The 24,863-nt window shown below is 69.6% G+C and carries 29 protein-coding genes; 12 read left to right on the top strand and 17 right to left on the bottom strand.

Translation table 11 applies throughout. The features are described 5' to 3' along the window. Window positions 1-2: 2 nt before the first annotated feature. Window positions 3-1,169, bottom strand: coding sequence for a tRNA dihydrouridine synthase DusB (gene dusB / locus OG331_RS33470; RefSeq protein ID WP_406203085.1), 1,167 nt, complete (start codon window positions 1,167-1,169; stop codon window positions 3-5). A gap of 64 nt (window positions 1,170-1,233) precedes the next feature. On the opposite strand from dusB, the gene OG331_RS33465 reads away from it, so the two are divergent. After that, complete coding sequence (locus OG331_RS33465; RefSeq protein WP_406203083.1) at window positions 1,234-2,679, top strand: MFS transporter; 1,446 nt, start codon at window positions 1,234-1,236, stop codon at window positions 2,677-2,679. Between the two features lie 18 nt (window positions 2,680-2,697). On the opposite strand, the gene OG331_RS33460 is transcribed toward OG331_RS33465, so the two are convergent. Beyond that, window positions 2,698-3,618, bottom strand: coding sequence for a helix-turn-helix transcriptional regulator (locus tag OG331_RS33460; protein ID WP_406203081.1), 921 nt, complete (start codon window positions 3,616-3,618; stop codon window positions 2,698-2,700). Window positions 3,619-3,719: 101 nt separating this feature from the next. Here OG331_RS33460 and OG331_RS33455 point away from each other — a divergent pair, with 101 nt between their 5' ends. The 3 genes from OG331_RS33455 (at window position 3,720) to OG331_RS33445 (ending at window position 6,158) form a co-directional block, all read left to right on the top strand. Next, window positions 3,720-5,147, top strand: a complete 1,428-nt coding sequence (locus tag OG331_RS33455; RefSeq protein ID WP_406203079.1) for an MFS transporter — start codon at window positions 3,720-3,722, stop codon at window positions 5,145-5,147. Between the two features lie 158 nt (window positions 5,148-5,305). Further along, the gene (locus tag OG331_RS33450) at window positions 5,306-5,524 is read left to right on the top strand and encodes a hypothetical protein (protein WP_406203077.1); all 219 of its coding nucleotides are present in this window, start codon (window positions 5,306-5,308) and stop codon (window positions 5,522-5,524) included. A gap of 10 nt (window positions 5,525-5,534) precedes the next feature. Further along, the gene (locus OG331_RS33445) at window positions 5,535-6,158 is read left to right on the top strand and encodes a GNAT family N-acetyltransferase (protein WP_406203075.1); all 624 of its coding nucleotides are present in this window, start codon (window positions 5,535-5,537) and stop codon (window positions 6,156-6,158) included. A gap of 4 nt (window positions 6,159-6,162) precedes the next feature. Here the strand turns inward: OG331_RS33445 and OG331_RS33440 are convergent, their stop codons facing one another. After that, window positions 6,163-6,762: a TetR family transcriptional regulator gene (locus OG331_RS33440; RefSeq protein ID WP_406203073.1), complete on the bottom strand. Its 600-nt coding sequence runs from the start codon at window positions 6,760-6,762 to the stop codon at window positions 6,163-6,165. Between the two features lie 41 nt (window positions 6,763-6,803). Further along, window positions 6,804-7,811, bottom strand: coding sequence for an aldo/keto reductase (locus OG331_RS33435; protein ID WP_406203071.1), 1,008 nt, complete (start codon window positions 7,809-7,811; stop codon window positions 6,804-6,806). Between the two features lie 175 nt (window positions 7,812-7,986). On the opposite strand from OG331_RS33435, the gene OG331_RS33430 reads away from it, so the two are divergent. Further along, window positions 7,987-9,033, top strand: coding sequence for a chitinase (locus OG331_RS33430; RefSeq protein ID WP_406203069.1), 1,047 nt, complete (start codon window positions 7,987-7,989; stop codon window positions 9,031-9,033). Between the two features lie 3 nt (window positions 9,034-9,036). On the opposite strand, the gene OG331_RS33425 is transcribed toward OG331_RS33430, so the two are convergent. Together OG331_RS33425 and OG331_RS33420 are read right to left on the bottom strand one after the other, a co-directional pair. Next, complete coding sequence (locus OG331_RS33425) at window positions 9,037-9,648, bottom strand: LysE family translocator (RefSeq protein ID WP_406203067.1); 612 nt, start codon at window positions 9,646-9,648, stop codon at window positions 9,037-9,039. A 207-nt stretch (window positions 9,649-9,855) separates the two neighbouring features. Further along, complete coding sequence (locus OG331_RS33420) at window positions 9,856-11,238, bottom strand: glycine--tRNA ligase (RefSeq protein WP_406203065.1); 1,383 nt, start codon at window positions 11,236-11,238, stop codon at window positions 9,856-9,858. A 162-nt stretch (window positions 11,239-11,400) separates the two neighbouring features. Here OG331_RS33420 and OG331_RS33415 point away from each other — a divergent pair, with 162 nt between their 5' ends. The 5 genes from OG331_RS33415 (at window position 11,401) to OG331_RS33395 (ending at window position 15,096) form a co-directional block, all read left to right on the top strand. Continuing rightward, window positions 11,401-12,366 carry a metal ABC transporter substrate-binding protein gene (locus OG331_RS33415; protein ID WP_406203063.1) on the top strand — a complete coding sequence of 322 codons (966 nt, stop codon included), beginning with the start codon at window positions 11,401-11,403 and terminating at the stop codon, window positions 12,364-12,366. Window positions 12,367-12,385: 19 nt separating this feature from the next. Next, window positions 12,386-13,153 (top strand): metal ABC transporter ATP-binding protein, encoded by a 768-nt coding sequence (locus OG331_RS33410; protein ID WP_406203061.1) that lies wholly within the window; start codon window positions 12,386-12,388, stop codon window positions 13,151-13,153. Next, window positions 13,153-14,055 carry a metal ABC transporter permease gene (locus OG331_RS33405; RefSeq protein WP_328881776.1) on the top strand — a complete coding sequence of 301 codons (903 nt, stop codon included), beginning with the start codon at window positions 13,153-13,155 and terminating at the stop codon, window positions 14,053-14,055. Before OG331_RS33410 ends, OG331_RS33405 begins: the two co-directional genes overlap by 1 nt. A 59-nt stretch (window positions 14,056-14,114) precedes the next feature. Then, window positions 14,115-14,531, top strand: a complete 417-nt coding sequence (locus OG331_RS33400) for a transcriptional repressor (RefSeq protein ID WP_362382444.1) — start codon at window positions 14,115-14,117, stop codon at window positions 14,529-14,531. A 163-nt stretch (window positions 14,532-14,694) separates the two neighbouring features. Beyond that, entirely contained in the window at window positions 14,695-15,096 is a 402-nt protein-coding gene (locus tag OG331_RS33395) for a hypothetical protein (RefSeq protein WP_383235623.1), read from the top strand. Window positions 15,097-15,166: 70 nt separating this feature from the next. Here OG331_RS33395 and OG331_RS33390 read toward each other — a convergent pair whose 3' ends face one another. From OG331_RS33390 to OG331_RS33365, 6 genes are all read right to left on the bottom strand, one after another. Next, a complete protein-coding gene (locus OG331_RS33390) occupies window positions 15,167-16,006 on the bottom strand; it encodes an isoprenyl transferase (protein ID WP_406203058.1) in 840 nt (279 codons plus the stop codon). Window positions 16,007-16,023: 17 nt separating this feature from the next. Then, complete coding sequence (gene recO, locus OG331_RS33385) at window positions 16,024-16,770, bottom strand: DNA repair protein RecO (protein ID WP_406203056.1); 747 nt, start codon at window positions 16,768-16,770, stop codon at window positions 16,024-16,026. Beyond that, on the bottom strand, window positions 16,767-16,898 hold the full coding sequence (locus OG331_RS33380; protein ID WP_406203054.1) for a hypothetical protein: 132 nt from the start codon (window positions 16,896-16,898) through the stop codon (window positions 16,767-16,769). Before OG331_RS33380 ends, recO begins: the two co-directional genes overlap by 4 nt. Before the next feature lie 67 nt (window positions 16,899-16,965). Beyond that, window positions 16,966-17,595, bottom strand: coding sequence for a DUF1266 domain-containing protein (locus OG331_RS33375; RefSeq protein ID WP_406203052.1), 630 nt, complete (start codon window positions 17,593-17,595; stop codon window positions 16,966-16,968). Between the two features lie 30 nt (window positions 17,596-17,625). Further along, entirely contained in the window at window positions 17,626-17,841 is a 216-nt protein-coding gene (locus OG331_RS33370) for a hypothetical protein (RefSeq protein ID WP_406203050.1), read from the bottom strand. Beyond that, window positions 17,838-18,071: a hypothetical protein gene (locus OG331_RS33365; protein WP_406203048.1), complete on the bottom strand. Its 234-nt coding sequence runs from the start codon at window positions 18,069-18,071 to the stop codon at window positions 17,838-17,840. Before OG331_RS33365 ends, OG331_RS33370 begins: the two co-directional genes overlap by 4 nt. An 87-nt stretch (window positions 18,072-18,158) precedes the next feature. On the opposite strand from OG331_RS33365, the gene OG331_RS33360 reads away from it, so the two are divergent. Together OG331_RS33360 and OG331_RS33355 are read left to right on the top strand one after the other, a co-directional pair. Then, window positions 18,159-18,992: a helix-turn-helix domain-containing protein gene (locus tag OG331_RS33360; RefSeq protein WP_406203046.1), complete on the top strand. Its 834-nt coding sequence runs from the start codon at window positions 18,159-18,161 to the stop codon at window positions 18,990-18,992. Continuing rightward, complete coding sequence (locus OG331_RS33355) at window positions 18,974-19,171, top strand: DUF397 domain-containing protein (RefSeq protein WP_406203044.1); 198 nt, start codon at window positions 18,974-18,976, stop codon at window positions 19,169-19,171. The genes OG331_RS33360 and OG331_RS33355 overlap by 19 nt, the downstream gene beginning before the upstream one ends. Here the strand turns inward: OG331_RS33355 and OG331_RS33350 are convergent. From OG331_RS33350 to OG331_RS33330, 5 genes are all read right to left on the bottom strand, one after another. Next, window positions 19,155-20,027 carry a DUF6879 family protein gene (locus tag OG331_RS33350; protein ID WP_406203042.1) on the bottom strand — a complete coding sequence of 291 codons (873 nt, stop codon included), beginning with the start codon at window positions 20,025-20,027 and terminating at the stop codon, window positions 19,155-19,157. The two genes, OG331_RS33355 and OG331_RS33350, sit on opposite strands and share 17 nt — an antisense overlap. A gap of 106 nt (window positions 20,028-20,133) precedes the next feature. Beyond that, window positions 20,134-21,105 carry an SCO2521 family protein gene (locus OG331_RS33345; protein WP_406203040.1) on the bottom strand — a complete coding sequence of 324 codons (972 nt, stop codon included), beginning with the start codon at window positions 21,103-21,105 and terminating at the stop codon, window positions 20,134-20,136. Window position 21,106: 1 nt separating this feature from the next. Next, window positions 21,107-22,087 (bottom strand): SCO2522 family protein, encoded by a 981-nt coding sequence (locus OG331_RS33340; RefSeq protein WP_363040006.1) that lies wholly within the window; start codon window positions 22,085-22,087, stop codon window positions 21,107-21,109. Further along, window positions 22,084-23,001 (bottom strand): SCO2523 family variant P-loop protein, encoded by a 918-nt coding sequence (locus OG331_RS33335; protein ID WP_406203038.1) that lies wholly within the window; start codon window positions 22,999-23,001, stop codon window positions 22,084-22,086. Before OG331_RS33335 ends, OG331_RS33340 begins: the two co-directional genes overlap by 4 nt. Before the next feature lie 4 nt (window positions 23,002-23,005). Beyond that, window positions 23,006-24,856 carry an SCO2524 family protein gene (locus tag OG331_RS33330; RefSeq protein WP_406203036.1) on the bottom strand — a complete coding sequence of 617 codons (1,851 nt, stop codon included), beginning with the start codon at window positions 24,854-24,856 and terminating at the stop codon, window positions 23,006-23,008. Window positions 24,857-24,863 lie beyond the last annotated feature (7 nt).

The following is a 24,863-nucleotide window of genomic DNA, read 5'->3' as shown; positions in this document are numbered from 1 at the left end:
ACTCAGCCCCCGGACGTGTCCAGCTCGGCGTCCTCGCCCACGCCCGCGCAGTCGTACGGGTCCTTCAGCCAGCCGTCCGGCAGCACCACCCGGTTGTTGCCGGACGTACGGCCACGGGGCCCGTCGGCTCCGGCAGGCCAGGCCTGGTCGAGGTCCAGCTCGTCCAGCCCGGACCGGAGTTCGGCCAGCGACGACGTGACGGCGAGCCGCTTGCGCATCTCGGAGCCGACGGCGAAGCCCTTCAGATACCAGGCGACGTGCTTGCGGAAGTCGATGACGCCACGCGCCTCGTCCCCGATCCACTCGCCGAGCAGCGTGGCGTGCCGGACCATGACTTCGGCGACCTCGCGCAGGCCGGGCCGCGCGACGGCTTCCGTACGCCCCTCGAAGGCCGCGACCAGATCGGCGAACAGCCACGGCCGCCCCAGGCACCCACGCCCGACGACCACCCCGTCGCACCCGGTCTCCCGCACCATCCGCACCGCGTCCTCGGCCGACCAGATGTCGCCGTTGCCGAGCACGGGGATCTCCGGCACGTGCTCCTTGAGCCGCGCGATGGCGTCCCAGTCGGCGGTGCCGCCGTAGTGCTGGGCGGCCGTGCGGCCGTGCAGCGCGATGGCCGTCACGCCCTCCTCGACGGCGATGCGGCCGGCGTCGAGGTAGGTGATGTGATCGTCGTCGATGCCCTTGCGCATCTTCATCGTGACCGGCAGGTCACCGGCCCCGCTGACCGCCTCCCGAAGGATCGCCCGCAGCAGGTTCCGCTTGAACGGCAGCGCGGAGCCGCCGCCCTTGCGCGTCACCTTCGGCACCGGGCACCCGAAGTTCAGGTCGATGTGGTCGGCCAGGCCCTCCTCCGCGATCATGCGGACGGCCTTGCCGACGGTGACCGGGTCGACGCCGTACAGCTGGATCGAGCGCGGCTTCTCGGTCGCGTCGAAGTGGATCAGCTGCATGGTCTTCTCGTTGCGCTCGACCAGCGCCCGGGTCGTGATCATCTCGCTGACGAACAGCCCCTTGCCGCCGCTGAACTCCCTGCACAGCGTGCGGAAGGGCGCGTTCGTGATCCCGGCCATCGGGGCCAGGACGACGGGCGGCTGCACGGTGTGCGGACCGATCGGCAGGGGCGGGGCGACGGGCGAGACAACGGGCGGGGCGGTCATGGACATCCACCCATTCTCACGTACCGGACCGGGTGCCGCGAAATTCATTAGTTAGGCGTACTATTCAAGGATGCCGGAGCTCAGCCCTCGCCGCCGACTGCTGGTCCTTGCGATCTGCTGCATGAGCCTGTTGATCGTGAGCCTCGACAACACCGTGCTCAATGTCGCCCTGCCCGCCCTGCAGCGCGACCTCGACGCGAGCACGTCGGGCCTGCAGTGGACGATCGACGCGTACACCCTCGTCCTCGCCTCGCTGCTGATGCTGGCCGGCTCCACGGCGGACCGGATCGGCCGCAAACGTGTCTTCATGGCGGGCCTGGTGGTCTTCACCATCGGCTCGGCGCTGTGCTCCGTCGCGCCGAACCTCGACGCTCTGATCGCGTTCCGGATGGTGCAGGCGGTGGGCGGTTCGATGCTCAACCCGGTCGCGATGTCGATCATCACCAACACCTTCACGGACCCGCGCGAGCGGGCTCGGGCGATCGGGGTGTGGGGTGGCGTGGTCGGCCTCTCGATGGCGGCGGGCCCGCTGGTCGGCGGGCTGCTGGTGGAGTCGGTCGGCTGGCGGTCGATCTTCTGGGTCAACCTGCCGGTGGGCCTGGCGGCGCTCCTCCTCACCCTCCGCTACGTCCCCGAGTCCCGCGCCGCGCGGGCCCGCCGCCCCGATCCGGTCGGCCAGGTGCTGGTCATGGCGCTGTTCGGCGCACTGACGTACTCGATCATCGCGGCGCCGACGGCACCCGCGTCGGAGACACTGCTCCTCGGCAGCGTGGCCCTGGCCGCACTGATCGCCCTCCTGATCTACGAGCCCCGCCGCGCCGAGCCCCTCATCGACCTGCGGTTCTTCCGTTCGGCGCCGTTCAGCGGGGCCACGGTGATCGCGGTCAGCGCGTTCGCGGCGCTGGGCGGGTTCCTGTTCCTGTCGACGCTGTACCTCCAGAACGTGCGGGGGCTCGACGCCCTGCACGCGGGGCTGTGGATGCTGCCGATGGCGACGCCGATGTTCCTGTGCGCACCCCTGTCGGGACGGCTGGTGGGCACCCGGGGGCCACGGCTGTCGTTGCTGATCGCCGGCACCGCGATGACCCTGAGCGCGGCCCTGTTCGCCCTCTTCGACGCCGAGACGTCCAACGCCACGCTGATCCTCGGGTACGCGATGTTCGGCATCGGCTTCGGGTTCGTCAACGCGCCGATAACCAACACGGCGGTCTCCGGTATGCCGCGCGCGCAGGCCGGGGTCGCGGCGGCCGTCGCGTCCACGAGCCGGCAGTTGGGGCAGACGCTCGGGGTGGCCGTGGTCGGTGCCGTGCTGGCGGCCGGGGTGTCGGTGTCGTCGTACCGGGAGACGTTCGTCGACGCCGCTGTGCCCGGCTGGTGGATCCTCACCGGGTGTGGGCTCATGGTCCTGATCGTGGGGGCGGTCACGAGCGGGCCGTGGGCTCGGCGTACTGCTGAACGCACGGCTGAGCGGCTGGAGTCGGTGGAGGTTCGCGACGCGTCCCGGGTCAGTGCGTAGGTGTGTGCGGGTCGGCGGCTAACGGCCGGTGGGGGCCGGTCGCGCAGCTCCCCGCGCCCCTGAGAGGGCGATTTCGTGCAGCTTCTCCAGGCGTTCCCGCGACTCCTCGTCCGCCGGCACGTACGTCACCATCCTCGGCCCCACCTCGGGACTCAGCCACAGGTCCGTGTGGTCGACGACCACCCGCCCCACATGCCGGTTGAGGAACTCCTTGCGCTTGCTGCGGTGGGCCACCACCTCGTGCCGGTCCCATGCCTCGCTGAACTCGGGGGACTCCGAGCGCAGGCGCTTGAGCAGCATCTTCCAGACGGGCTCGGCCAGGTGGCCGGCCATCGCGGCGCGGAAGCGCGCGGCCATGAGGCGCTGGGCCTCCTCCAGGTGCACGATCGACGACTGCCACTCCTCGTGCGTGTACGACAGGATCAAGCAGTTGCGGTCCTCGGGCGGCACCGCCTCCAGGTCGCAGAGCAGCAGACCGTAGGTGCGGTTGTGGGCGAGGATGTCGTAGCGGCTGTTCTGCAGACAGGCCGGGTACGGCTCCAGCTGCTCCAGGACGGCCCGCATCGCGGGCGTCACCGACGGGCAGGTCGTCGCCGGCGTCGGATCCACCGCCCCGGCCAGCTGGAAGAGGTGGGAACGCTCGCTGGGGTCGAGCATCAGCGTGCGGGCGAGCGCGTCCAGGACCTGGACGGAGACCTGGATGTCCCGCGCCTGCTCCAGCCACGTGTACCAGGTGACGCCCACGGCGGCGAGCTGGGCCACCTCCTCGCGGCGCAGGCCCGGGGTGCGGCGCCTGCGGCCGCGCGGCAGGCCGACCTGCTCGGGGGTGATGTGCTCGCGGCGGTGGCGCAGGAACGCGGCGAGTTCGTGGCGCCGGATCGCCGACGCGGCGACGGGGCGGGGAGCTTCGGTCGCCGTTTCCTGGGCCATGGTCGTCATTCCTCCAGCCTGCCGCTCCCCGGATCCTGTTTCCAGGTGCTTCCGCTACCAGGATAAGGACACTCTGGTACCCGTCTCGGAGCGGGCGCAGGCTGTTGGCCGTGACCGAAACCATCACTTCACGCAAGGCCCCGGCCATCGCGGCACCACCCTCGCTCGGCGGCCTCGGGCTCTTCACCGTGCTGCTGGGCGCGGCACTTCCGCTCATCGACTTCTTCATCGTCAACGTGGCCCTGCCCACCATCGGCCATGACCTCGCGGCGAGCGAGGCCGTGCTCGAACTCGTCGTCGCGGGCTACGGGTTGGCGTATGCCGTGCTGCTCGTCCTCGGCGGGCGGCTCGGTGACCTGTTCGGCCGGCGGCGCCTCTTCCTGGGCGGCATGGCGGCGTTCGGGCTGACCTCGCTGGCGTGCGGGCTCGCGCCCAGCGCGTGGACGCTCGTCGCGGCGCGGGTCGCACAGGGCGCGGCGTCGGCGGCGATGCTGCCGCAGGTGCTGGCCACGATTCAGTCGGCCACGAGCGGTCAGCGCCGCGCGAAGGCCATGGGCCTGTACGGCGCGACGGCCGGTCTGTCGATGGTGGCCGGGCAGATCCTCGGCGGCGTGCTCGTCGCCGCCGACATCGCGGGCACCGGCTGGCGCTCGGTCTTCCTCGTCAACGTCCCCGTCGTCCTCGTCGGCCTCTACCTGGCCTCCCGCGCGGTCCCGGAGACCCGCTCCCAGCGCCCCGAGCCGCTGGACGGGCCCGGCACGGTCCTGCTCGCCGTCTCCCTCCTCGCGCTGCTGGCCCCGCTCACCGAGGGCCGGGCGGCGGGCTGGCCGCTGTGGACGTGGCTGTCGCTGGCGGCGTTCCCGTTCGCGGCGGGGGCGTTCTACGCGGTGGAGCGCAGGGCGGACCGGGCGGGGCGCACCCCGCTCGTACCGCCGAGCCTGTTCGAGCTCACGTCCCTCCGGCGCGGCCTGGTGATGATCGTGCCGTTCTCGATCGGCTTCAGCGGCTTCATGTTCGTGATCGCGGTGGCGTTGCAGCAGGGCGCGGGACTCGGCCCGGTGGCGGCGGGACTGGCGCTCGTGCCGATGGCGGTGGTGTTCTTCTTCGTCTCGCTGGCCGGTCCCCGGCTGGTCGCCCGCTACGGCACCCGGGTCGTGACCGCCGGTGCGGTGATCCAGGGGGTGGGCGTGGCGCTGATGGCGGTGGCCGCCTGGCGCTTCTGGCCGGACCTCGGTTTCGTCGAGCTGCTTCCGGGCGCGGCGATAGCCGGAGCCGGGCAGGCCCTCCAACTCCCGGTCATCTTCCGGATCGTCCTCTCCGAGGTGCCGAACGCGCGGGCGGGCGTGGGCAGCGGGGTGATGATCACGACCCAGCAGTCGTCGCTGGCGCTGGGTGTGGCGACGCTGGGCACGCTCTTCCTCTCCCTGAGCTCGACGATGGGCATGGGCGACGCCCTGGTCACCACGCTCCTGGTCCAGTTGGCCGGAGTGGCGCTGACAGGCCTGCTCAGCCTGCGTCTGCCGCGCACGATCGGTTGACCCCACGTTGAGATCATCCGGTGAGGGTGTGGCCACAGGTTGGTCAACTCGCCGGGGAAAAGTCCCTGTTGATGTTGGTCTTGCTGCACACTCCTTGCTGCGCACGGCTGCTCCCAGCCGGGCACGCGGACTCGATGTCCTCGGACGCTGGAGGCGTCATGCTGGAGATCAACACGAGCAAGGTGAGCCGCTGGGACCACCACGGACGCGAGCACGTCGTGCGAGTACAACGCAAGGGCGCGCAACGCACGATCAGATGCGACACCTGCGGCTGGCGCAAGAACGCCCAGTTCCTGCCGTGGCTGAAGGCAGAGGAACACCTGGCGGAGGAACACCAGGCGACGGTGGACCCGACGGACGCCCAGTCCGACCGATGACCCACGCCCGATGACCGGCGTCCGCCGCTACCGCCCCGGCGACCGGGCGGCCGTCGAGGACATCTGCGTCCGCACGGCCCACGAGGGCGGCGACAGCCGGCCGCACTACCGGGATCCCGGCATCTTCCCGGCGGCCTTCGCGCTCCCGTACGTCGTCCTGGAACCGGATCTCGCGTTCGTCCTGGACGACGGGGCGGGCCGGGCGGTCGGCTACATCCTGGGCGCCGCGGACACCCCGCGCTTCGTGACGGCCTTCCGCACGAAGTGGCTGCCCGTGGCCGCCCGTCGCCACCCCGAGCCGCCCGATCCCCCGACCACCCCGGACGAGCGGATGCTCGGCCTGCTGCACCACCCGGAGCGCATGCTCGTCCCGGAGGTCGCGGCCTACCCGGCCCACCTCCACGTCGATCTGCTTCCGGCGTGGCAGGGCCGGGGCCACGGACGCGCGCTCATGCGCACCCTGCTGCAGGCCCTCCACGACAAGGAGGTCCCGGCCGTCCATCTCTCCATGGTCACGGCCAACACCCCGGCCAGGGCCTTCTACGACCGCCTCGGCTTCCACGCGATCGACGTCCCGGATCCGGGCCCGGTCACCTACCTCGGACGCACGACCGGCGAACCGGACCGCCCGTGACGGCTCAGCCCCGAGCCCGCAGCCCGCGCATCAGCAGGTCCAGGACCGCCTCGAACTCCGCCTCCACCCCGGGCTGTTCCCACTCCCCCGCGTAGTGCGGGTCGTGGAAGCGGTCGGTCGCCCGGAAGAGGGCGAGAGCTGTGGTGGCGGGGTTTTCGGCGGTGAAGGCCCCCGAGTCGGCGCCCGCCCGGACGATCTCGGTCAGCTGGCCGGTGAGCTCGGCGATGTGTTCGCCGACGACCGTCTCGACGGTCTCGGTGGTCAGCACCGAGTACGTGGCGAAGAGCTCCGGGTCGTCGAACGCCTTGCGGCGCTTGGCGGCGAACAGGGCGGCGAGCCACTCGCGCACCCGGGTCTCCGGGTCCAGGTCCGGGGCGGCGACGATGGCCGCCAGGACCCCGGTCGTCCGGTCCAGCCACCTCTTCGTCACCGCCTCCCGCAGCGCCGCCTTCGTACGGAAGTGCCGGTAGACGCTGCCATGGCTGACGCCGAGCGCGCGGGCCACGTCGACCACGGTGGCCTTGGCCGGGCCGTGGCGGCGCAGCACCTCCTCGGTGGCTTCGAGGATGCGCTCGGCGGTCAGGGTCGTGGGCGTCTGCGACATGCCCTAGACCGTACCCGGCCCAGGACCCGGCGCCGTGGCCACTACTTGCTGCCCAGGTGCGCCATCTGCGCGGCCGGGTAGCGGTCGCCCGCCGCCGCGTCCGCCGGCACCGCCTCCTCGATCGCCGTCAGGTCGGCCGCGTCCAGCGTGACGTCCAGCGCGCCCAGCGACTCGGTGAGCCGCTCCCGGGTGCGGGCGCCGACGAGCGGCACGATGTCGTCGCCGCGGGAGAGCACCCAGGCGATGGCGATCTGGGCGACGGAGACGCCCTTCTGCTCGGCGATCTTCCGCAGCGCCTCGACCAGGGTCAGGTTGTGCTGGAGGTTCTCGCCCTGGAAGCGGGGCGAGTAGGCGCGGAAGTCGTTCGCGGCGAGCTGCCGGTCCGGGGCGAAGTGGCCGGAGATCAGCCCGCGGGACAGCACGCCGTACGCGGTGATGGAGATCCCCAGCTCACGGGTGGTCGGCAGGACCGACTCCTCGACGCCGCGGGAGATCAGGGAGTACTCGATCTGGAGGTCGGCGATCGGCGCGGTCGCGGCGGCCCGGCGGATGGTGTCGGCGCCGACCTCGCTGAGGCCCACGTGCCGGACGTACCCCTTCTCGATCAGTTCCGCGATCGCGCCCACCGTCTCCTCGATCGGTACGTCGGGGTCGAGCCGGGCGATCCGGTACACGTCGATGTGGTCCACGCCGAGGCGCTGCAGCGAGTACGCGGCGAAGTTCTTCACGGCGGCGGGGCGGCCGTCGTAGCCGACCCAGCCGCCGTCCGGGTCCCGCAGCGCGCCGAACTTCACGCTGACCTGGGCCTGTTCGCGCAGCCCTGCGGGCGCGGCGCGCAGGGCCTCGCCGATCAGCATCTCGTTGTGGCCCATGCCGTAGAAGTCGCCGGTGTCGAGCAGGGTCACGCCGGCCTCCAGGGCGGCGTGCACGGTGGCGATCGACTCGGCGCGGTCCGCGTCGCCGTACAGCGCGGACATGCCCATGCAGCCGAGGCCGAGGGCGGAGACCTGGGGGCCGGTGGTTCCGAGGGAGCGAGTTTGCATCGTCATGCCCTCCACCATGCCCTAACAGCTGACAGATTTCAATATCTGTCAGCCCATACTTGTCAGTCCATACTTGCCGACCCATGCATCAACGTGGTCCAGACCTATTGACGAAAGGTCTGGACCACGAGCACTGTCATGCCTACGACACCTCACCGCACCCCCCACCGGGAGGCCCCGTATGCTCCGCCGCGCCCTGCGCCTGCTCGCCACCGCCCTGGCGACCGCCTGTCTGACCCAAGTCCCCGTCGCCGCCCCCGCCGTCGCCGCCGACACCTGTGCCGTGAAGTCGAAGCCGTCCGGCAAGGTCCTCCAGGGCTACTGGGAGAACTGGGACGGCGCCGCCAACGGCGTCCACCCGCCCTTCGGCTGGACCCCGATCACCGACTCCCGCATCGCGGCCCACGGCTACAACGTGATCAACGCGGCCTTCCCGGTGATCCGCTCCGACGGCACCGCGCTCTGGGAGGACGGCATGGACACGGGCGTAAAGGTGGCGACACCCGCGGAGATGTGCGCGGCGAAGGCGTCGGGCCAGACGCTCCTGCTCTCGATCGGCGGCGCGACGGCCGGCATCGACCTCAGTTCGACGGCCGTGGCGGACCGTTTCGTCGCGACGATCGTCCCGATCCTGAAGAAGTACAACTTCGACGGCATCGACATAGACATCGAGACGGGCCTGGTCGGCAGCGGAAACATCAGCCAACTCTCCCCATCGCAGGCCAACTTGATCCGCATCATCGACGGGGTCCTGGCCCAGATGCCGTCGAACTTCGGCCTCACCATGGCCCCCGAGACGGCGTACGTCACCGGGGGCAGCGTCACCTACGGCTCGATCTGGGGCGCCTATCTGCCGGTCATCAAGAAGTACGCCGACAACGGCCGCCTGTGGTGGCTGAACATGCAGTACTACAACGGCAGCATGTACGGCTGCTCCGGCGACTCCTACTCCGCCGGCACCGTCCAGGGCTTCACCGCCCAGACCGACTGCCTCAACAAGGGCCTGGTCATCCAGGGCACGACCATCAAGGTCCCGTACGACAAGCAGGTCCCGGGCCTGCCCGCCCAGTCCGGCGCGGGCGGCGGCTACATGTCCCCGTCCCTGGTCGCCCAGGCCTGGCGCCACTACGGCACATCCCTCAAGGGCCTGATGACCTGGTCGCTCAACTGGGACGGCTCGAAGAACTGGACGTTCGGCGACAACGTGAAGTCCTTGCAGGGCCGTTGAGGCTCACCTGGGCGTGAGGGCGAGCTTCGCCCCCAGCGCCACGAACGACCCGGCGAAGCTCCGCCGCAGCCACGTCATCACCCTCGGCCGGGAGGTGACGTGGCTGCGCACGGACGCGGCCAGGACGCCGTACGCCGCGAAGACCAGGAACGTCGCCAGCATGAACACCCCGCTCAGCGCCAGCATCCGCATCAGCGCGTGCGGCTCGTGCGGGCTCACGAACTGCGGCAGGAACGCGAAGAAGAAGATCGTCAGCTTCGGATTGAGGATGTTGATCAGCACGGCCCGGACGATCACCTGCCGCGCCGAGTCCGGGGTGGTGCCCTCCTCGACGGCGATCGCGTCCTTGTCCCGCACGGTCGCCCAGGCCATGTAGAGGAGATAGGCGACACCGGCGTACTTGAGGATCTGGAAGGCGGCGGCGCTGGCATTCAGCAGCGCCGCCAGCCCGGTCACCGTGGCCAGCACATGCGGCACGATCCCGAGCGTGCACCCGAGCGCGGCAACAACACTGGCCCGCCGCCCACGGGAGAGCCCGGCCGCCAGGGTGTAGACGACACCGGTGCCGGGCGTCGCAACGACAACGAGAGTGGTCAGCAAAAAGGCGATGCTCATGCCCGCCACCCTCCGGCCACGGGCACCCCGCCAACAGGTCCAATCGCCCACGCCGCAAGAGGACCAATCAACGGCACCCCGTAAACGCCGAGTTCCCCGCACCCCCTCAGGGGCGCGGGGAACTGCGCGACAAGCCACAACGAACCCGCGGCCGGCGAATCACACAAGCAAGGCAGACGCAGCCCCGCTCAGCGGTCTAGCACCCGCCTAGCAACCGACGAGCCTCGCGGCGAGGTACCCCTCGATCTGGTCCAGCGACACGCGCTCCTGCTTCATCGAGTCCCGCTCACGCACGGTCACCGCATTGTCGTCCAGCGTGTCGAAGTCGACGGTCACACAGAACGGCGTACCGATCTCGTCCTGGCGACGGTAGCGACGCCCGATCGCACCGGCGTCGTCGAACTCGATGTTCCAGTTCTGCCGCAGCGCCTGCGCGAGGCCCTTGGCCTTCGGGGACAGCTCCGGGTTGCGCGACAGCGGCAGCACCGCGACCTTTACCGGCGCCAGACGCGGGTCGAGCCGCAGCACCGTGCGCTTCTCCATCTTGCCCTTGGCGTTCGGCGCCTCGTCCTCGACGTACGCGTCGAGCAGGAACGCCAGCATCGCGCGGCCGACACCGGCCGCGGGCTCGATGACGTACGGCGTCCAGCGCTCGCCGGCCTCCTGGTCGAAGTAGGAGAGGTCCTGGCCGGAAGCCTTGGAGTGGGCGTTCAGGTCGTAGTCGGTGCGGTTGGCGACGCCCTCCAGCTCGCCCCACTCGCTGCCGCCGAACGAGAAGCGGTACTCGATGTCGGCGGTGCGCTTGGAGTAGTGGGAGAGCTTCTCAGCCGGGTGCTCGTACCAGCGCATGTTCTCCTCGCGGAGACCGAGGCCGGTGTACCAGTTCCAGCGCTCCTGCATCCAGTACTCCTGCCACTTCTCGTCCTCGCCCGGCTTGACGAAGAACTCCATCTCCATCTGCTCGAACTCGCGGGTGCGGAAGATGAAGTTGCCGGGCGTGATCTCGTTGCGGAAGGACTTGCCCATCTGCGCGATGCCGAACGGCGGCTTGCGGCGCGAGGTGGTCTGCACCTGACCGAAGTTGGTGAAGATGCCCTGGGCGGTCTCGGGGCGCAGGTAGGCGATCGAGCCGGAGTCCTGGGTCGGGCCGAGGTGCGTCGACAGCAGACCCGAGAACTGCTTGGGCTCGGTGAACTGGCCCTTATTACCGCAGTTGGGGCAGTTGATGTCGGCGAGGCCGTTCTCCGGGACGCGGCCCTTCTTCTCCTCGTACGACTCCTCCAGGTGGTCCGCGCGGAACCGCTTGTGGCAGGAGGTGCACTCGGTGAGCGGGTCCGTGAAGGTGGCGACGTGGCCGGAGGCGACCCAGACCTCGGGGGCCAGGATCACGGACGAGTCGATACCGACCACGTCCTCGCGCGACGTCACCATGTAGCGCCACCACTGGCGCTTGAGGTTCTCCTTGAGCTCGACACCCAGCGGCCCGTAATCCCACGCGGCACGCTGACCGCCGTAGATCTCACTGCAGGGAAATACGAAGCCACGGCGCTTGCTCAGGCTGACGATGGTGTCGATCTTGTCGGCGGCCACGGTGCTCTCTTCATTACGACGACGGGCGACGAAGCGAGGCGCTTCACAGCGAATGCTTCAGGGTACCGGCGGGTCCTCCCCCTCAACCAAATCGGTAGCCCTCTGTGGACAGCCCCTCACGCTTGTTGACAATCGTTTCCACCTTTGCTGAAAATGACTGTCATGAACGTACGACGACATCACATATCCGGGCTTGCCCTGGCGGCCGTCACCGCTCTCGGTATCGGCACGCTCTCCGCCTGCTCCTCGGACAGCGCGGCCGCGGGCAACACGGACAAGTTCGACGTCGTCGCGTCGTTCTACCCCATGGCCTTCCTCGCCGAGCAGATCGGCGGCAGCCATGTGAACGTCTCCAGTCTGACCGAACCCGGCCAGGAGCCGCACGACCTGGAGATCAGCGCCCGGCAGCGGGCCCAGCTGGAGGACTCCGACGCGGCGCTCTACCTCAAGGGCCTCCAGCCGTCCGTCGACGAGGCCATCGGGCAGGCGGGCCTGGACACGAAGATCGACGCCGCCACGCTGACCAAGCTGGAGGACCACGGCGACGTCGAGCACGAGCACGCGGGCGAGCACGCCGAGGAGGAGCACTCCGAGGAGGAGGGCCACGCCCTCGACCCGCACGTCTGGCTGGACCCGGTGAAGTACGCCGAGATCGCCAAGGGCGTCGGCGCGGCCTTCGAGAAGGCCGACCCGGACCACGCGGCCGACTACAAGAAGAACACCGACGCGCTGGTCAAGAAGCTCGACGGCCTCAACACCCAGTTCGCGGACGGCCTGAAGGACACCAGGACCAAGGTCTTCTTCACCAACCACGCCGCCTTCACCTACCTCGCCGAGCGCTACGGCCTGACCCAGGAGGCCATCGCCGGCGTCGACCCGGACAGCGAGCCCAGCCCGGCCCGGATCAAGGAACTCCAGAAGGAGGCCAAGGCCGACGGCGTGACCACCGTGTTCTACGAGACACTGGTGTCCGACAAGACCGCGAAGACCCTCGCCGACGACGCGGGCCTCAAGACGGACGTTCTCGATCCGCTGGAAGGCATCACCGACAAGTCCAAGGGCGACGACTACTTCCAGGTCATGGAGGCCAACCTCAAGGCGCTGCAGACCGCGCTGGGGGCCAAGTGATCAACCTACGGAGGACGGCATGACCGAGCCCGTCATTTCGCTGCGCGGCATCCGCGCCGAGCTGGGCTCGCGCCCCGTCCTGCGCGGCATCGACCTCACCGTGGGCCGCGGTGAGGTCGTCGCCCTGCTCGGGGCCAACGGCTCGGGCAAGTCGACCGCCGTGCGCAGCATCATCGGCCAGGTGCCGGTCAGCGCCGGCGAGATCGAGCTGTTCGGCACCCCGCGGGCCCGGTTCCGCGACTGGGCGCGGGTGGGCTACGTCCCGCAGCGCACGACGGCCGCGGGCGGCGTGCCCGCCACGGTCGGCGAGGTCGTCTCCTCGGGCCGCCTGTCGCGCACCCGCTTCGGCGTCTTCCGCAAGGCCGACCACGCCGCCGTACGCCGCGCCCTGGACCTCGTCGGCATGACGGACCGGGTGAAGGACTCGGTGGGCGCCCTGTCCGGCGGCCAGCACCAGCGGGTGCTGATCGCCCGCGCCCTGGCCTCCGAGCCCGAACTGCTGATCATGGACGAGCCGATGGCGGGCGTGGACCTGGCCAGCCAGGAGGTGCTCGCGCAGACGCTCAGGGAGCAGGTCGCCGCCGGCTCGACGGTCCTGCTGGTCCTGCACGAACTCGGCCCGCTGGAGCCCCTGATCGACCGGGCGGTCGTCCTGCGCGACGGCTGCGTGACGCACGACGGCCCGCCCCCGAAGGCCGTCGGCCAGCACGCGCTGCCCGGCCACGACCACGTACACCCGCACGCGGCTCACGACGCCGAACCGATCCGGACGGGGCTGCTGAGCTGATGGAATTCCTGAACTACGACTTCATGCAGCGGGCGCTGCTCGCCGCCGTCCTGGTCGGCATCACCGCGCCCGCCGTCGGGATCTACCTCGTCCAGCGCCGCCAGGCCCTGATGGGCGACGGAATCGGCCACGTGGCGATGACGGGCGTCGGCCTCGGCTTCCTGCTCTCCTGGTCGCCGGTGTGGATGGCCACGCTGGTCTCCGTCCTGGGCGCGGTCCTGATGGAGCTGATCCGCTGGTACGGCAAGACCCGCGGCGACATCGCCCTCGCGATGCTCTTCTACGGCGGTATGGCCGGCGGCGTGATGCTCATCAACCTCGCGCCGGGCGGCTCGAACGCCAACCTGACCTCGTACCTCTTCGGCTCCCTCTCCACGGTGAGCGAGTCGGACGTGACGGCGATCATCCTGCTCGCCGCGTTCGTGGTGCTGGTCACCCTCGGTCTGCGCCGCCAGCTGTTCGCGGTGAGCCAGGACGAGGAGTTCGCCCGGGTCACGGGCCTTCCGGTGCGCGCCCTGAACCTGCTGACGGCGATCACCGCGGCGGTGACCGTCACCGTGGCGATGCGCGTGGTCGGGCTCCTCCTGGTGAGCGCGCTGATGGTGGTGCCGGTGGCGGCGGCCCAGCAGCTCACCCGGAGCTTCGCGGCGACGTTCGCGATCGCCGTCGCGATCGGGGTCACGGTGACGATCGGCGGCACGGTCACGTCGTACTACCAGGACGTCCCGCCCGGCGCGACGATCGTGCTGCTGACCATCGGCGCGTTCATCGCGCTCACCGCCCTGGCGGCCCCGCTGGCCCGCCGCAGGGCCCGTGCGCTGGCGGCGGCGCAACCCGCCGGCGATCCGGCGGAGTGCACGATTCCGGCCAGCAGGGATGCCACCGGCAAGGTCGGCGTCTGACTGCTGACAGTCCGGGCTGGCACAATGGCCCGGCAAGTGCAGACGTGAGGAGGCAACCGGTGACGACGGCTGGACCGCCCGTAAAGGGCCGCGCGACTCGGCAGCGGGCCGCCGTGGCGGCGGCCCTCGACGAGGTCGATGAGTTCCGCAGCGCGCAGGATCTCCACGACATGCTGAAGCACAAGGGCGACTCGGTCGGGCTCACCACGGTCTACCGCACCCTGCAGTCCCTCGCCGACGCCGGCGAGGTCGACGTCCTGCGCACCTCCGACGGCGAGTCGGTCTACCGCCGCTGCTCGACCGGCGAACACCACCACCACCTCGTCTGCCGCGTCTGCGGCAAGGCCGTCGAGGTCGAGGGCCCCGCGGTGGAGAAGTGGGCGGACGCCATCGCCGCCGAGCACGGCTTCGTGAACGTGGCGCACACGGTGGAGATCTTCGGCACGTGCGCGGAGTGCGCGGCCGCCAACGCCTGAGTCCTGCGCGTGAGTTCGCCGCGTGACTTCGTCTCGTGACTTCGTCGCGTGAGATGAATAACAGGTTGCTTGTACGTGATCCTTTGGCCATAGGATCACGTCGGCTTCTGCGCACGCAGAGGCTGAAAGTGACCACAGGGGGCACAACTTGAAGCTGGGACGTATGGCAGGCGTGGCCGCGGCGAGCGCGGCGCTCGTGCTCGGAGTCGCCAACTCCGCTGTCGCGGCCGACCACACCATGCACACGGGGGACGCCTGGGGCAACGTGCCCGGCGTCGACTGGAGCGGTACCGGCTACTTCAACGAGTACGGCGATGTCGTCACCATCAAGGACAACGACGCCGACGGCTATGCCGTGAAGATGTTCGTGTACAAGCACGAGCTGTACGGCGCGAAGCTGTACGAGTTCTCGGTCGGCGGCGAGGGCAACTCCGCCACCAAGAAGGCGTCCATGGGCGGTTCGTACAACCTGCCGGAGAACACCAACATCGCGTTCCTCTTCTGCCGCTACAAGGGCGGCGCGGAGAGCGAGTGCAAGGGCTACACGTTCAAGAACGACAACTGACGTCGGGCTCGAACCGCGAACGGCCCCGCTCCACTTCGGTGGGCGGGGCCGTTCCCGTGCGTGCGCGAGGTCAGCTCTCCTCGGAGCGGCCCTCCATCGCCAGCAGCTCCTCGTTCGGGATCGCCCCGCCGAACCGCCGGTCGCGCGACGCGAACTCCACGCAGGCGCGCCACAGGTCACGCCGGTCGAAGTCCGGCCACAGGACGTCCTGGAAGACCATCTCGGCGTAAGCGCTCTGCCAGAGAAGGTAGTTGGAGGTGCGCTGCTCGCCACTGGGGCGCAGGAACAGGTCCACGTCCGGCATGTCCGGGTAGTACAGGTACTTCGCGAAGGTCTTCTCGGTGACCTTGGACGGGTCCAGCCGCCCGGCCCGTACGTCCTCGGCGAGGGCCTGCGCGGCGTCCGCGATCTCGGCCCGGCCGCCGTAGTTCATGCAGAAGTACAGGGTCAGCTTGTCGTTGTCCTTGGTCTGCTCCTGGGAGATCTCCAGCTCCTTGGCGACCGACTTCCACAGCTTGGGCATCCGGCCGACCCACCGCACCCGGATGCCCAGCTCGTCGAGCTGGTCGCGGGTCTTGCGGATGAAGTCGCGGTTGAAGTTCATGAGGAAGCGCACCTCGTCCGGCGACCGCTTCCAGTTCTCGGTGGAGAAGGCGTACAGGGAGATCGCGCCGACGCCGATCTCGATCGCGCCCTGGAGGACGTCGAGCACCCGCTCGGCACCGACCTTGTGGCCCTCGGTGCGCGGCAGCCCGCGCTCCTTCGCCCAGCGGCCGTTCCCGTCCATGACGATCGCCACATGGTTGGCGACCAGCTCGCCGGGGAGCTTCGGCGCGCGGGCACCGGACGGATGCGGCTCCGGCGTCTTGTACTCGCGGCGCCGGCGGCCCAGGAACCCACTCACAACCATGTGCTTTCCGTCTCCCTCTACTTTTCCACGTACCGAAGCGAGCGCAGCCCGCGCTCCAGGTGCCAGTGCAGATAGGCGGACACGATCCCGCTGCCCTCCCGGACGTACCGCGGCTCGCAGGCGTCCGCCGACTCCCAGTCTCCCGTAAGCAGCGCGGCGAGCAGTTCGAGTGTCTGCGGCGACGGTACGACGCTACCGGGCACCCGGCAGTCGACACAGACCGAGCCCCCGGAGCCCACGGAGAAGAAGCGGTTCGGACCGGGCATACCGCACTTCGCACAGTCGCTGAAGCTGGGGGCGTAGCCGTTGACGGCGAGCGACCGCAGCAGGAAGGCGTCGAGAACGAGGTTCGGGGCGTGCTCGCCACGGGAGAGGGTGCGCAGGGCCCCGACGAGCAGCAGGTACTGCTGCACGGCCGGCTCGCCCTCATGATCGGCGAACCGCTCCGCGGTCTCCAGCATGGCCGTCCCGGCGGTGTAGCGCGCGTAGTCGCTGACGATCCCGCCGCCGTACGGAGCGATGGTCTCGCTCTGCGTGCACAGCGGCAGCCCGCGCCCGATCAGCTCGCTCCCCCGCGCGAAGAACTGCACGTCGACGTGGGAGAAGGGTTCGAGGCGGGCCCCGAACTTGGACTTCGTCCGCCGCACACCCCGGGCCACGGCCCGCACCCGCCCGTGTCCACGGGTGAGCAACGTGATGATCCGGTCCGCTTCGCCCAGCTTCTGGGTGCGCAGGACGATGCCGTCATCCCGGAAGAGACTCATTCCGCACCCCCGCGGGCTTTCGGCCGGGGGTCCGGGGGTTGTCCCCCGGGGCAGCACAGCATGATCCGGTCCGCTTCGCCCAGCTTCTGGGTGCGCAGGACGATGCCGTCATCCCGGAAGAGGCTCATCGCGGGCCTCCGTGGGCTTCCGGCCGAGGGAACAGACTCATGGGGTCATTCTCTCGTACGCCCGGAGTCAGCGTGGGCGGTCGGGGTGGCTGATCGTGCTCCAGGGGGCGAGGTTCCAAGGGCTGGAACGATTCGCCGGGTCCAGCAGCGACCGCAGATGCACATCGGCGGTGGCCTGCGGAGCCGGGAGGTCGGAGGCGGATTCCGCCCTCCCCCGCAGCCCGTCCCGCCAGACCTGCCGGCCGAGCAGATAGTGAGCGGCGTACTCCTGCCAGGAGCCGTACGTCCCCACCACCGCCGGCACGATGTTCTTCAGCGCGGTCCAGGCGTCCGGCTCGTCGATCAGCCCGCAGCCGAAGCCACGGCGGGTGATGTCGACGTACAGCGCGGCGTCCCAGGCGAGCGGCGCGACGCCGGTGACCTGCAGCGCCCGCGCCCGGTACCCGATGCGGGACAGGTCGTCGAGCCGGTCGACCAGCTCCTTGCGCGACGTGATCTCCCACTGCTCGGCCAGCCAGCGCCGGGCACTGTCGTCGTCGATCCGCGTGTACGGGTACAGGGTCTTCCGCGAGGCGCCGCTGTCCCGGCTCACCGGCGCGCTCAGCGCCACCATCCACAGCTGGTGCGTGGTGAGCGGCACGGGGTAGCGCCGGGACGTCTTCGGCCCCCGCCTCCTCCATCTCTTCCACAAGCCCATGCCGCCGCACTTTACGGGCCCGCCCTTACGTCAAGGAACCTCACCCCGGCTGCGTGCGTTGGCGTACGCCGTCGCCGCGCGCAGCCGCTCGGCGGGGGTCGCCGTGCGTACCGCGCCCGGCTCGGCGTCCCACTCCTTCCCGCCCCCGTACGGTCTCAGCTGAACGTACGGCCCCTCATGTCCCATCACGACGCCGATCATCCCCCTGCGTGTGTCCACGACGTACGACCCGATCGGTGGCTTCACCGCAACACCGCCGCGAGGCGCTGCGCGGTCTCGACCGAACACCGGCCCAATTCAACGAGCGGGCAAGGGGCTTCACGCGCAAGACTCGCCGGATCGATCCGGAGTGTCGGAAGCGTAATTCCTGCCTTCTCCAGCACCGCCCGCAATTCCTTCACTGCTTCCTCCGCTTCTTCGACGCAGTGCGCCGAGTGTCGTGCCGACACCTTGCTCCCCTCCCATTTGGGTTTCACGCATTTCATCTCCATGGTGACCTGCGACGCCTACACTCGGCAGGAGTCTGTGCCCTACAAGTGCAGGGCAGTACAAGGGGGTTGGCCATGGCCAATGGTTCGAGGCAGGCGGCCTGGGAGTTCTTCGGTGCGGAGTTGAAACGGCGAAGGGAGGACGCCGGGCTCACCCAGGTGGAGTTAGGGGCTCGGGTATTTGTCTCCGGCGGATACATCGGCCAATTCGAACAGGCCATTCGGAAGCCTCAGCGGGATGTCGCGCAGCGGATTGACGAGGCCCTGCAAACCGACGGTATTTTCGAACGCCTTTGGCGAAAGCTCATCAAGGAGCAGCCGTATACGGAGTACTTCGCGCATGTGGCGGAACTGGAGCGCCTGGCAACGGAGATCTGCGAGTACGCGCCAGCGGTGATCCCGGGGCTTCTTCAGACACCGGAGTACGCACGCGCGGTCTTCCTGGCGAGCAACCCGTTCGCCGCCGACGAGTACATCGAGGAGTTGCTCAGGGGCCGCATGGACCGGACGCAGCTCCTCAAGGACGCTACACGGCCCATGTATTGGGCCGTCCTGCACGAGACGGTCCTGCGCATCCCGGTGGGCGATCCTGCGGTGATGGCGCACGAGCTGGACCACGTCACGCGGCTGATGCGGGAGCGCAAGGTGATGGTGCAGGTGCTGCCGTTCGCGGCTGGGGCACACCCGGAGATGGGCAAGCTGATGAAGCTCATGGAGTTCGAGGACGCCCCACCAACTGTCTATACAGAGGGCGTGCTTTCGGGGAGTCTGCTAGACGACCCGGCTGTGGTGAAGCGGGTCCAGGCGTCTTACGATCTGCTCAGGGCCACCGCGTTGTCGGGGGAGGCGTCCCTGGCCCTGATCGAGTCGGCAGCGGAGGACTTCAGACGATGGGCGAGTACGACCTGAGCCACGCTTGCTGGCGCACGAGCAGCTACAGCGGCGGAAGCGGTGGGGAGGACTGTGTCGAGGTCGCCGACGGCATACCCGGCGTCGTCCCCGTCCGAGACTCCAAACTCGCCTCGGACAGCCCCGTACTCCTCATCCCCGCCCACGCCTGGCGCGGGTTCCTCACGTCTCTGCGGTGACCCGCGGAGCCGTCTGCTGACGCTCCGCCTCAGCCCACAGCTCGGTGAACTGGGTGACGTGGTCCTCGATATGGTCCGGCTCGGCGTTCAGCAACGTGCTGTCCGGGTTGTTCTCCTGGTCCGGCTTGGTCTCGTGGCAGAGTTCGCCGTCGAAGACGATGAAGTCGCTCACCCTGGGGCTGGACTCCATCAGCGACCGCACCGCGATGCGCGCATCGATACCCCGCCTGCGATGGTTGTCGCACAGTGCTCTGAGTTCCGGCGTGACCTCGTCCTCGGTCCGCACGATGAACAGGCGCCGGATCTCCACGCCCCGCCTCTTGATCGCCTTCTCCTGTGCCGTGAGATACCGCTCGGCGGGCCCGCTGCTCCAGAACTCCCGGTCCACGGAGGTGCTGGTGGCGTCGAGGGTCATCTTGACGCAGTCGGTGATGTCGATCAGCCACTCGTGGTTCTCGCCGGGGCAGTCCGCGCTGCCGCTGCCGAGGCCTTCCATCATCTTGGCGAGCCGGCCCAGTTCCTTCTCGGCGAAGGCCTGCATGATGTCGCCGCCCTGCTCACGGACCTTGGTGTAGCCGAGGACCAGCCGGGTCACCTCGTCGGAGCGCAGTACCGAACCGTCGACCTGGCTGAACAGCGTCGTCGCGGCGAGGATCTCGTTGAAGCGCCGGTCGACCTTCTCGAACCGCTCCCCGAAGTCGATCAGGTACTGCACGATCAGGGCCGCGCTGCCGATGACGATGGACGCCACCCACTGCCAGATGTTCCCGTCGTCCTCACTGAGGATGCTGGTCAGCAGGAAGGCCCCGGCCGCCGCCCCCGCGGTGATCAGGATCCGCCAGAACATCTTGGGCATGCGCGGTTCCTGGCGCGGTACCACTTGCCCGTTGCCACCTGTTCCTAACGATGACGCTCCGCCCATTGCTCTTCCCCCGTCGGGTATCTGGTTCCGGTACCGCCCCTCAGCGCGTGCTGAGCGCCTGGTGGGGCACCGCCACGGCCTGGAGGGCCAGTCGATCTCTGATGCGCCGGCTCAGGTTCTCCCACTGACGGGAGAACCCCGGTTTCTCTTCGAGCACGTCCCACAGGTGACCCAGCGCGGGGTCCACGTGTGCGCGCGGCATCCACAGATGCAGCAGATGAACCACGACCGGATGCAGCGCCTCGACCACCGAGGGTCCGTCTATGGCGCCGATCCGGTTGTTGTCCAGCATGTGCTGAACGGTCGTCAAAAGCCAGTCGTGCAGGGCGAGATCCTCGCACAGACCGGCCGCGGCGGAGGCCGGGACGTCCTCCGGAAGCAGTAGCTCAACGGTCCGCAGCCCGCCCTCGGCGACGGTGAAGTTCGCCAGGGACGCCCGCTCACCGGCCGGGGTCCGCCGCGCGACCCACCGCAGCCGCGTCGGGCTGGACTTGAACGGCACCCGGCGGTCCAGCAGCGCGTGGCGGCGGAGCTGGGCGAGCAGGCCCTCGGAGATCATCCCGAGGTCGAGTTCGCCACGCCCTGCGCCCCGCAACACGCCTTCCGCTGTGGCCTGTTGGGGCAGCTTGCCGAACGGCTCGACCAGGCCGGGTCGTACGAGGTACTGCCCCCAGGGACGCCGCATGTCGGGGCCGGCGGCCGGGAGGCTGAAGTACGCGGTCGACTGGAGCAGCCGGCCCTCGGTCAGCGCCGCGCGGGCGGCCACCGTACCGACGCCCCGGACCTTGGTGCCGTTGGCGGCGGGCAGGCGGCAGTCCACTCCGGTCAGGACCTCGGGCGACAGAACGTACATGCTGGGCCGCTCCGAGACCCGGACGTGCACGTCGGCGCGCAGCCTGAGCAGCTGGGCGGCGGCCCGGGCGTCGAGCGCCTGGAACGACGGCAGCAGACAGGTGCGCACCTCACCGCAGGCGAGGACCGAACGCGCCGGTTGTCCGGTGGCCGCCGTCATCTCAGGTCTCCTCGGGCCGGGAGGAGTCGCCGGGCTCCTCGTAGAAGACGTACGTGGCACGCTGTGCGACCGCCGCCGGGACCGCCATCCCCTCGTCGGCGGACCGCTTGGCGACCTGCTGGAGCGCGCCCGCGTCGACGTCCGTCTGGTCGAGGATGAGCCGCACTGCGTCCTCGACGGCGAGGAAGCGGTTCGGCATCAGGGTGCAGGTGCGGTAGGCGCTGAAGGCCGCCTTGGTGTCGGTGAGCCTGACCAGCGGCGGCAGCCGGTCCCAGTCGTGCGGGAAGTCCTCGCCCTGCCAGTCCTTGGCCTCCAGCACGGGCTCACCGAGGTGCCGTAACAGCCCCAGCCGGGCCAGTTGCCACACGGCGGCCAGGAAAGGGCAGGACCACAGCCGCTTGCCGTCCTTCTCGGACCACAGCTCGACGTCCATGAAGACGGAGTGGTTGCGGGCGGCGGTCTCCTGGGGCGGTTCCCAGCCCTTGACCGCGCCCAGGGCGCTGCGGGACGTCGAGGGGGTGCGCTGGCCGTTGGCGAGCCAGCCGGTCTGGCTGACGGGCGGGCGGGAGCCGTAGCTGCCGGGTGGCGGCGACTCGACGAGGCGGTGCATGACGGACTCGGCGAGCTCGATCCGGTCGGCGACCGCGCAGGCCGACTCGCGGGCGAGGTAGTCGATGACGAGGCCGGCCCTCTCGGCCTCCTTCAGCACCATCGGGATCAGCTCGGCCGGGGTGGAGAAGCGGGTGAAGTAGTCGTCGATCAGGAAGCAGGTGCTGATGCGGGGCCGCTTGCTGCGGCGGGCGGCCGAGGCGCGCACCGCGTCCGCCCACACCCGTACCTCCGCGAAGTGCTCGCCCAGCCGCTTGGGGCCCGCCTCGAAGTCCTCCATGTAGAGGTGGCCCAGCTCCAGGGAGAGGTGGGACAGCGGCACGGACTGGGTGCGCAGTTCGGCGGTGGTCTCCTGGAACACGGCTTCGCTCACGCCTGCTCCCAGTACTTGTCGTCGGTCAGACGGCCGGCGAGCCGGCTCAGCGCCTGCCAGGTCTCCTGGTTGGCGATCTGGCTGTCGAGCACGTCCTCGTCGGTGATGAGCTGCTCACGCCATTGCAGGACCGGTTCGAGGGGCACCGAGCCGAGGACCTGGCTGTAGCCGATGCCGTGCGTGGAGGCGAGCTGCTTGAGGTCGCCGTCGGTCTTGCGCATCCACGCCGACTGCGTGGGCGAGACCTGCGACCACAAGGGCGATTCGGGGTCGGGTACGGCCGCCCGGACGAAGCGGATCGCGTTGCGGAGCGTCTCCTCGTCGTGGCCCCGGTCGGCGCCGCCCGCGACGATGCCGCGCTTGCCGAAGACGAGGCTCGCGGCGGCCTCGACATGCTGGCGGGTCCAGCGGTGGAAGACCAGCCAGCGGGCCGTGACCTCGCTCATCTCGGGCTGTGCGGTGGCCTCCAGGACCATGTCGACGGCGTAGGAGCGGCCGGCGCTGAGGTCGACGACGACCAGGTCGAACTCGTAGTACAGGTTCATCAGCAGGTCGACGCAGCGGCGCAGATTGTCGTCGCTGGTCGCGAACTCGCCGCCGCTGACATCGCCGGGCATCAGGACCAGCCGGCCGCAGCCGGGCGGCGGGAAGCGCAGCACCTGGTGCTCGGTCTCGGCCCACACGTCGATCCGGGCCGGTTCGCTGACCTCCCCTATCAGGTAGGCGTGCAGTCCGCGGTCCTCGGTGGCCCGGCGGGCGTCGCCCACGTCGAAGACGGCCGCCGCGGTCGGCGAGCCGAAGTCGAAGTCCAGATAGCAGACGTCGTCCCCGGCCATCGCCCGGTGGTAGGCGAGGTTGGCACTCGTGACGGAGCGCCCGGTGCCTCCTTTGTCGGAGGCGGCGAAGATCAGCACCGTGTCACACTCCCCGGTCCGCGGCTTCGCGGGCCCGGGCGAGCGAGTCGAGCTGTCCCAGCACGTCGAGCGTCAACGCGTAGGCCGTACCCGGCTGTTCGTCCACGAGGCTGCGGGCCCGGCGCAACTTGACCTCGATGTTGCGCAGTTCCATTCCGTGCCGGCCGGAGTCCGTGGGCGCGGGTTCCATCTGTTCGTTGCCGAGCAGATGGGCGGACTCACTGAGCAACGCCCTTGCCAGCTCGGTCAGTTCGAGGCTGCGGATCGGGGGCTGCCGGTACATGTCGTGAGCCTGGACCATCACCTCGGTGACCCGCTCGGTGATGCTCCACGACACCGGTACGCGCCTCTTCTGGATCTCCGCCTGGGGATACGCGGCATGAACGTTGTCCCAGAGGCCGACGCCTTCGCCGTCGCGGATGCGGCGCGACCACATGTGGTCGAAGATGTCCTCGGCCAGCCTGAGCAGCCGGTCGTGCGAGGCGAGGCTGCGCGACAGCGTGCACAGCTGGACGGTCCGCTTCAGCAGCTGTGCCGAGAAGTCGGTCATCGACCAGGTCATGGGCGGCCCGAGCCGCTCGCTGCCCTGCAACGGCAGGGCGACGCCCAGGTTGTGCAGTTCCTCGACCATGGGGTCGTCGCGCGTCATCCGGCTGGTGATGCGACCGCGCTCGGCGAGGCGCTCCATGATGCCGACGGTGCGGGTCAGGTCGTCGTCGGTGGCCCGGCGCCGCATCAGGTCGTGCACGAGGATGGCGGCGACGGACAGGGAGAAGTACTCGGACTCCAGCTTCTGTCCCGTCGTACGCCAGGGAATGTCCTCCAGGGGCCAGCGGTCGTCGTCGAAGCGGGCGATGCGCGACCAGTACTGCTGGGTCAGCTCCCACCGCAGCCGCAGCGCCTCGGCGAGCTTCTGCTGCTCGGTGTTGAGCAGGCCGAGGGTGAGGGTGCGGTCGGAGAACAGGTCCTGGATGCCGTCGAGGGCGACCACGGTGAAGTACAGGTACGGCACCGCGCTTGCGACGCCCTCGGGCTGCGGCCCGATGGGTTCGTCGGTCTCGACCTCGGGAGCGTCCTTCACCATGCTCCACGCCCAGCCGCACTCGAAGAGCTGGTTCTCGTCCTTGAGGCCTTCCTGGACGTCGATGCCGAGGAACACACTCTCGTTGATCGCCGCGCGCAGCGAACGGAAACGATTCTGGAACTTGCTGAGCACCTGCCGCTGCGACAGCCGTCCCTGGCCCAGGAGTTCGCAGAGCGTACGACCCTGGGAGGCGTCGACGTCGAAGACGTTGACGGTGAAGGAGCGCAGCAGGCTGACCATGGCGGCGGTGAGCCGGTTACTGGTGGCCAGGCGCAGCTCGGCGATGGTCTCCTTGACGTCACTGCGCCGGGTCCTGGTCTCGTAGATCTTGAGGAAGCCCAGTGTGGCGAGGCACAGGGTGATCGACATGGAGAACGAGTCGACGACGCCGAGTTGGCGCTGTTCCTCGGTGACTTCCCTGGCCTTGTCGGCGGAGCCGAAGTAGTAACCCCCGGCGAAGGTCGGCCGCTTGTCCTCGCCGGTGTGCGCCCGCATGAAGCCGGCCATGGCGGTGACGAGGTTGGCCGGGACCTCCAGCCGTCCGCCGGCCCGCTTCAGGACCTGCTGGACGTCCTCCTGTGTGGTGTCCGGGTCGTCCAGCCGGAAGGCGGGGATCTCGGTGGCCGGGTACAACAGGCAGAGCAGCCGCTCGGCGTCGGCCACGCTGCTCTCGTTGCCCCACTCGCCCCACTCCCACTCTCCCCCGTCGAAAGAGTGGCGGGCTACCGCCTGCCAGATGTCCAGCAGATGCTGGCGTGGCTTGATCTGCATTCCCTGC

The organism is Streptomyces sp. NBC_01017 (assembly GCF_045162795.1).
Lineage (GTDB): Bacteria > Actinomycetota > Actinomycetes > Streptomycetales > Streptomycetaceae > Streptomyces > Streptomyces machairae.
The sequence above is the reverse complement of the archived record's forward strand: the minus strand, read 5'-3'. Positions and strand labels throughout refer to the sequence as shown.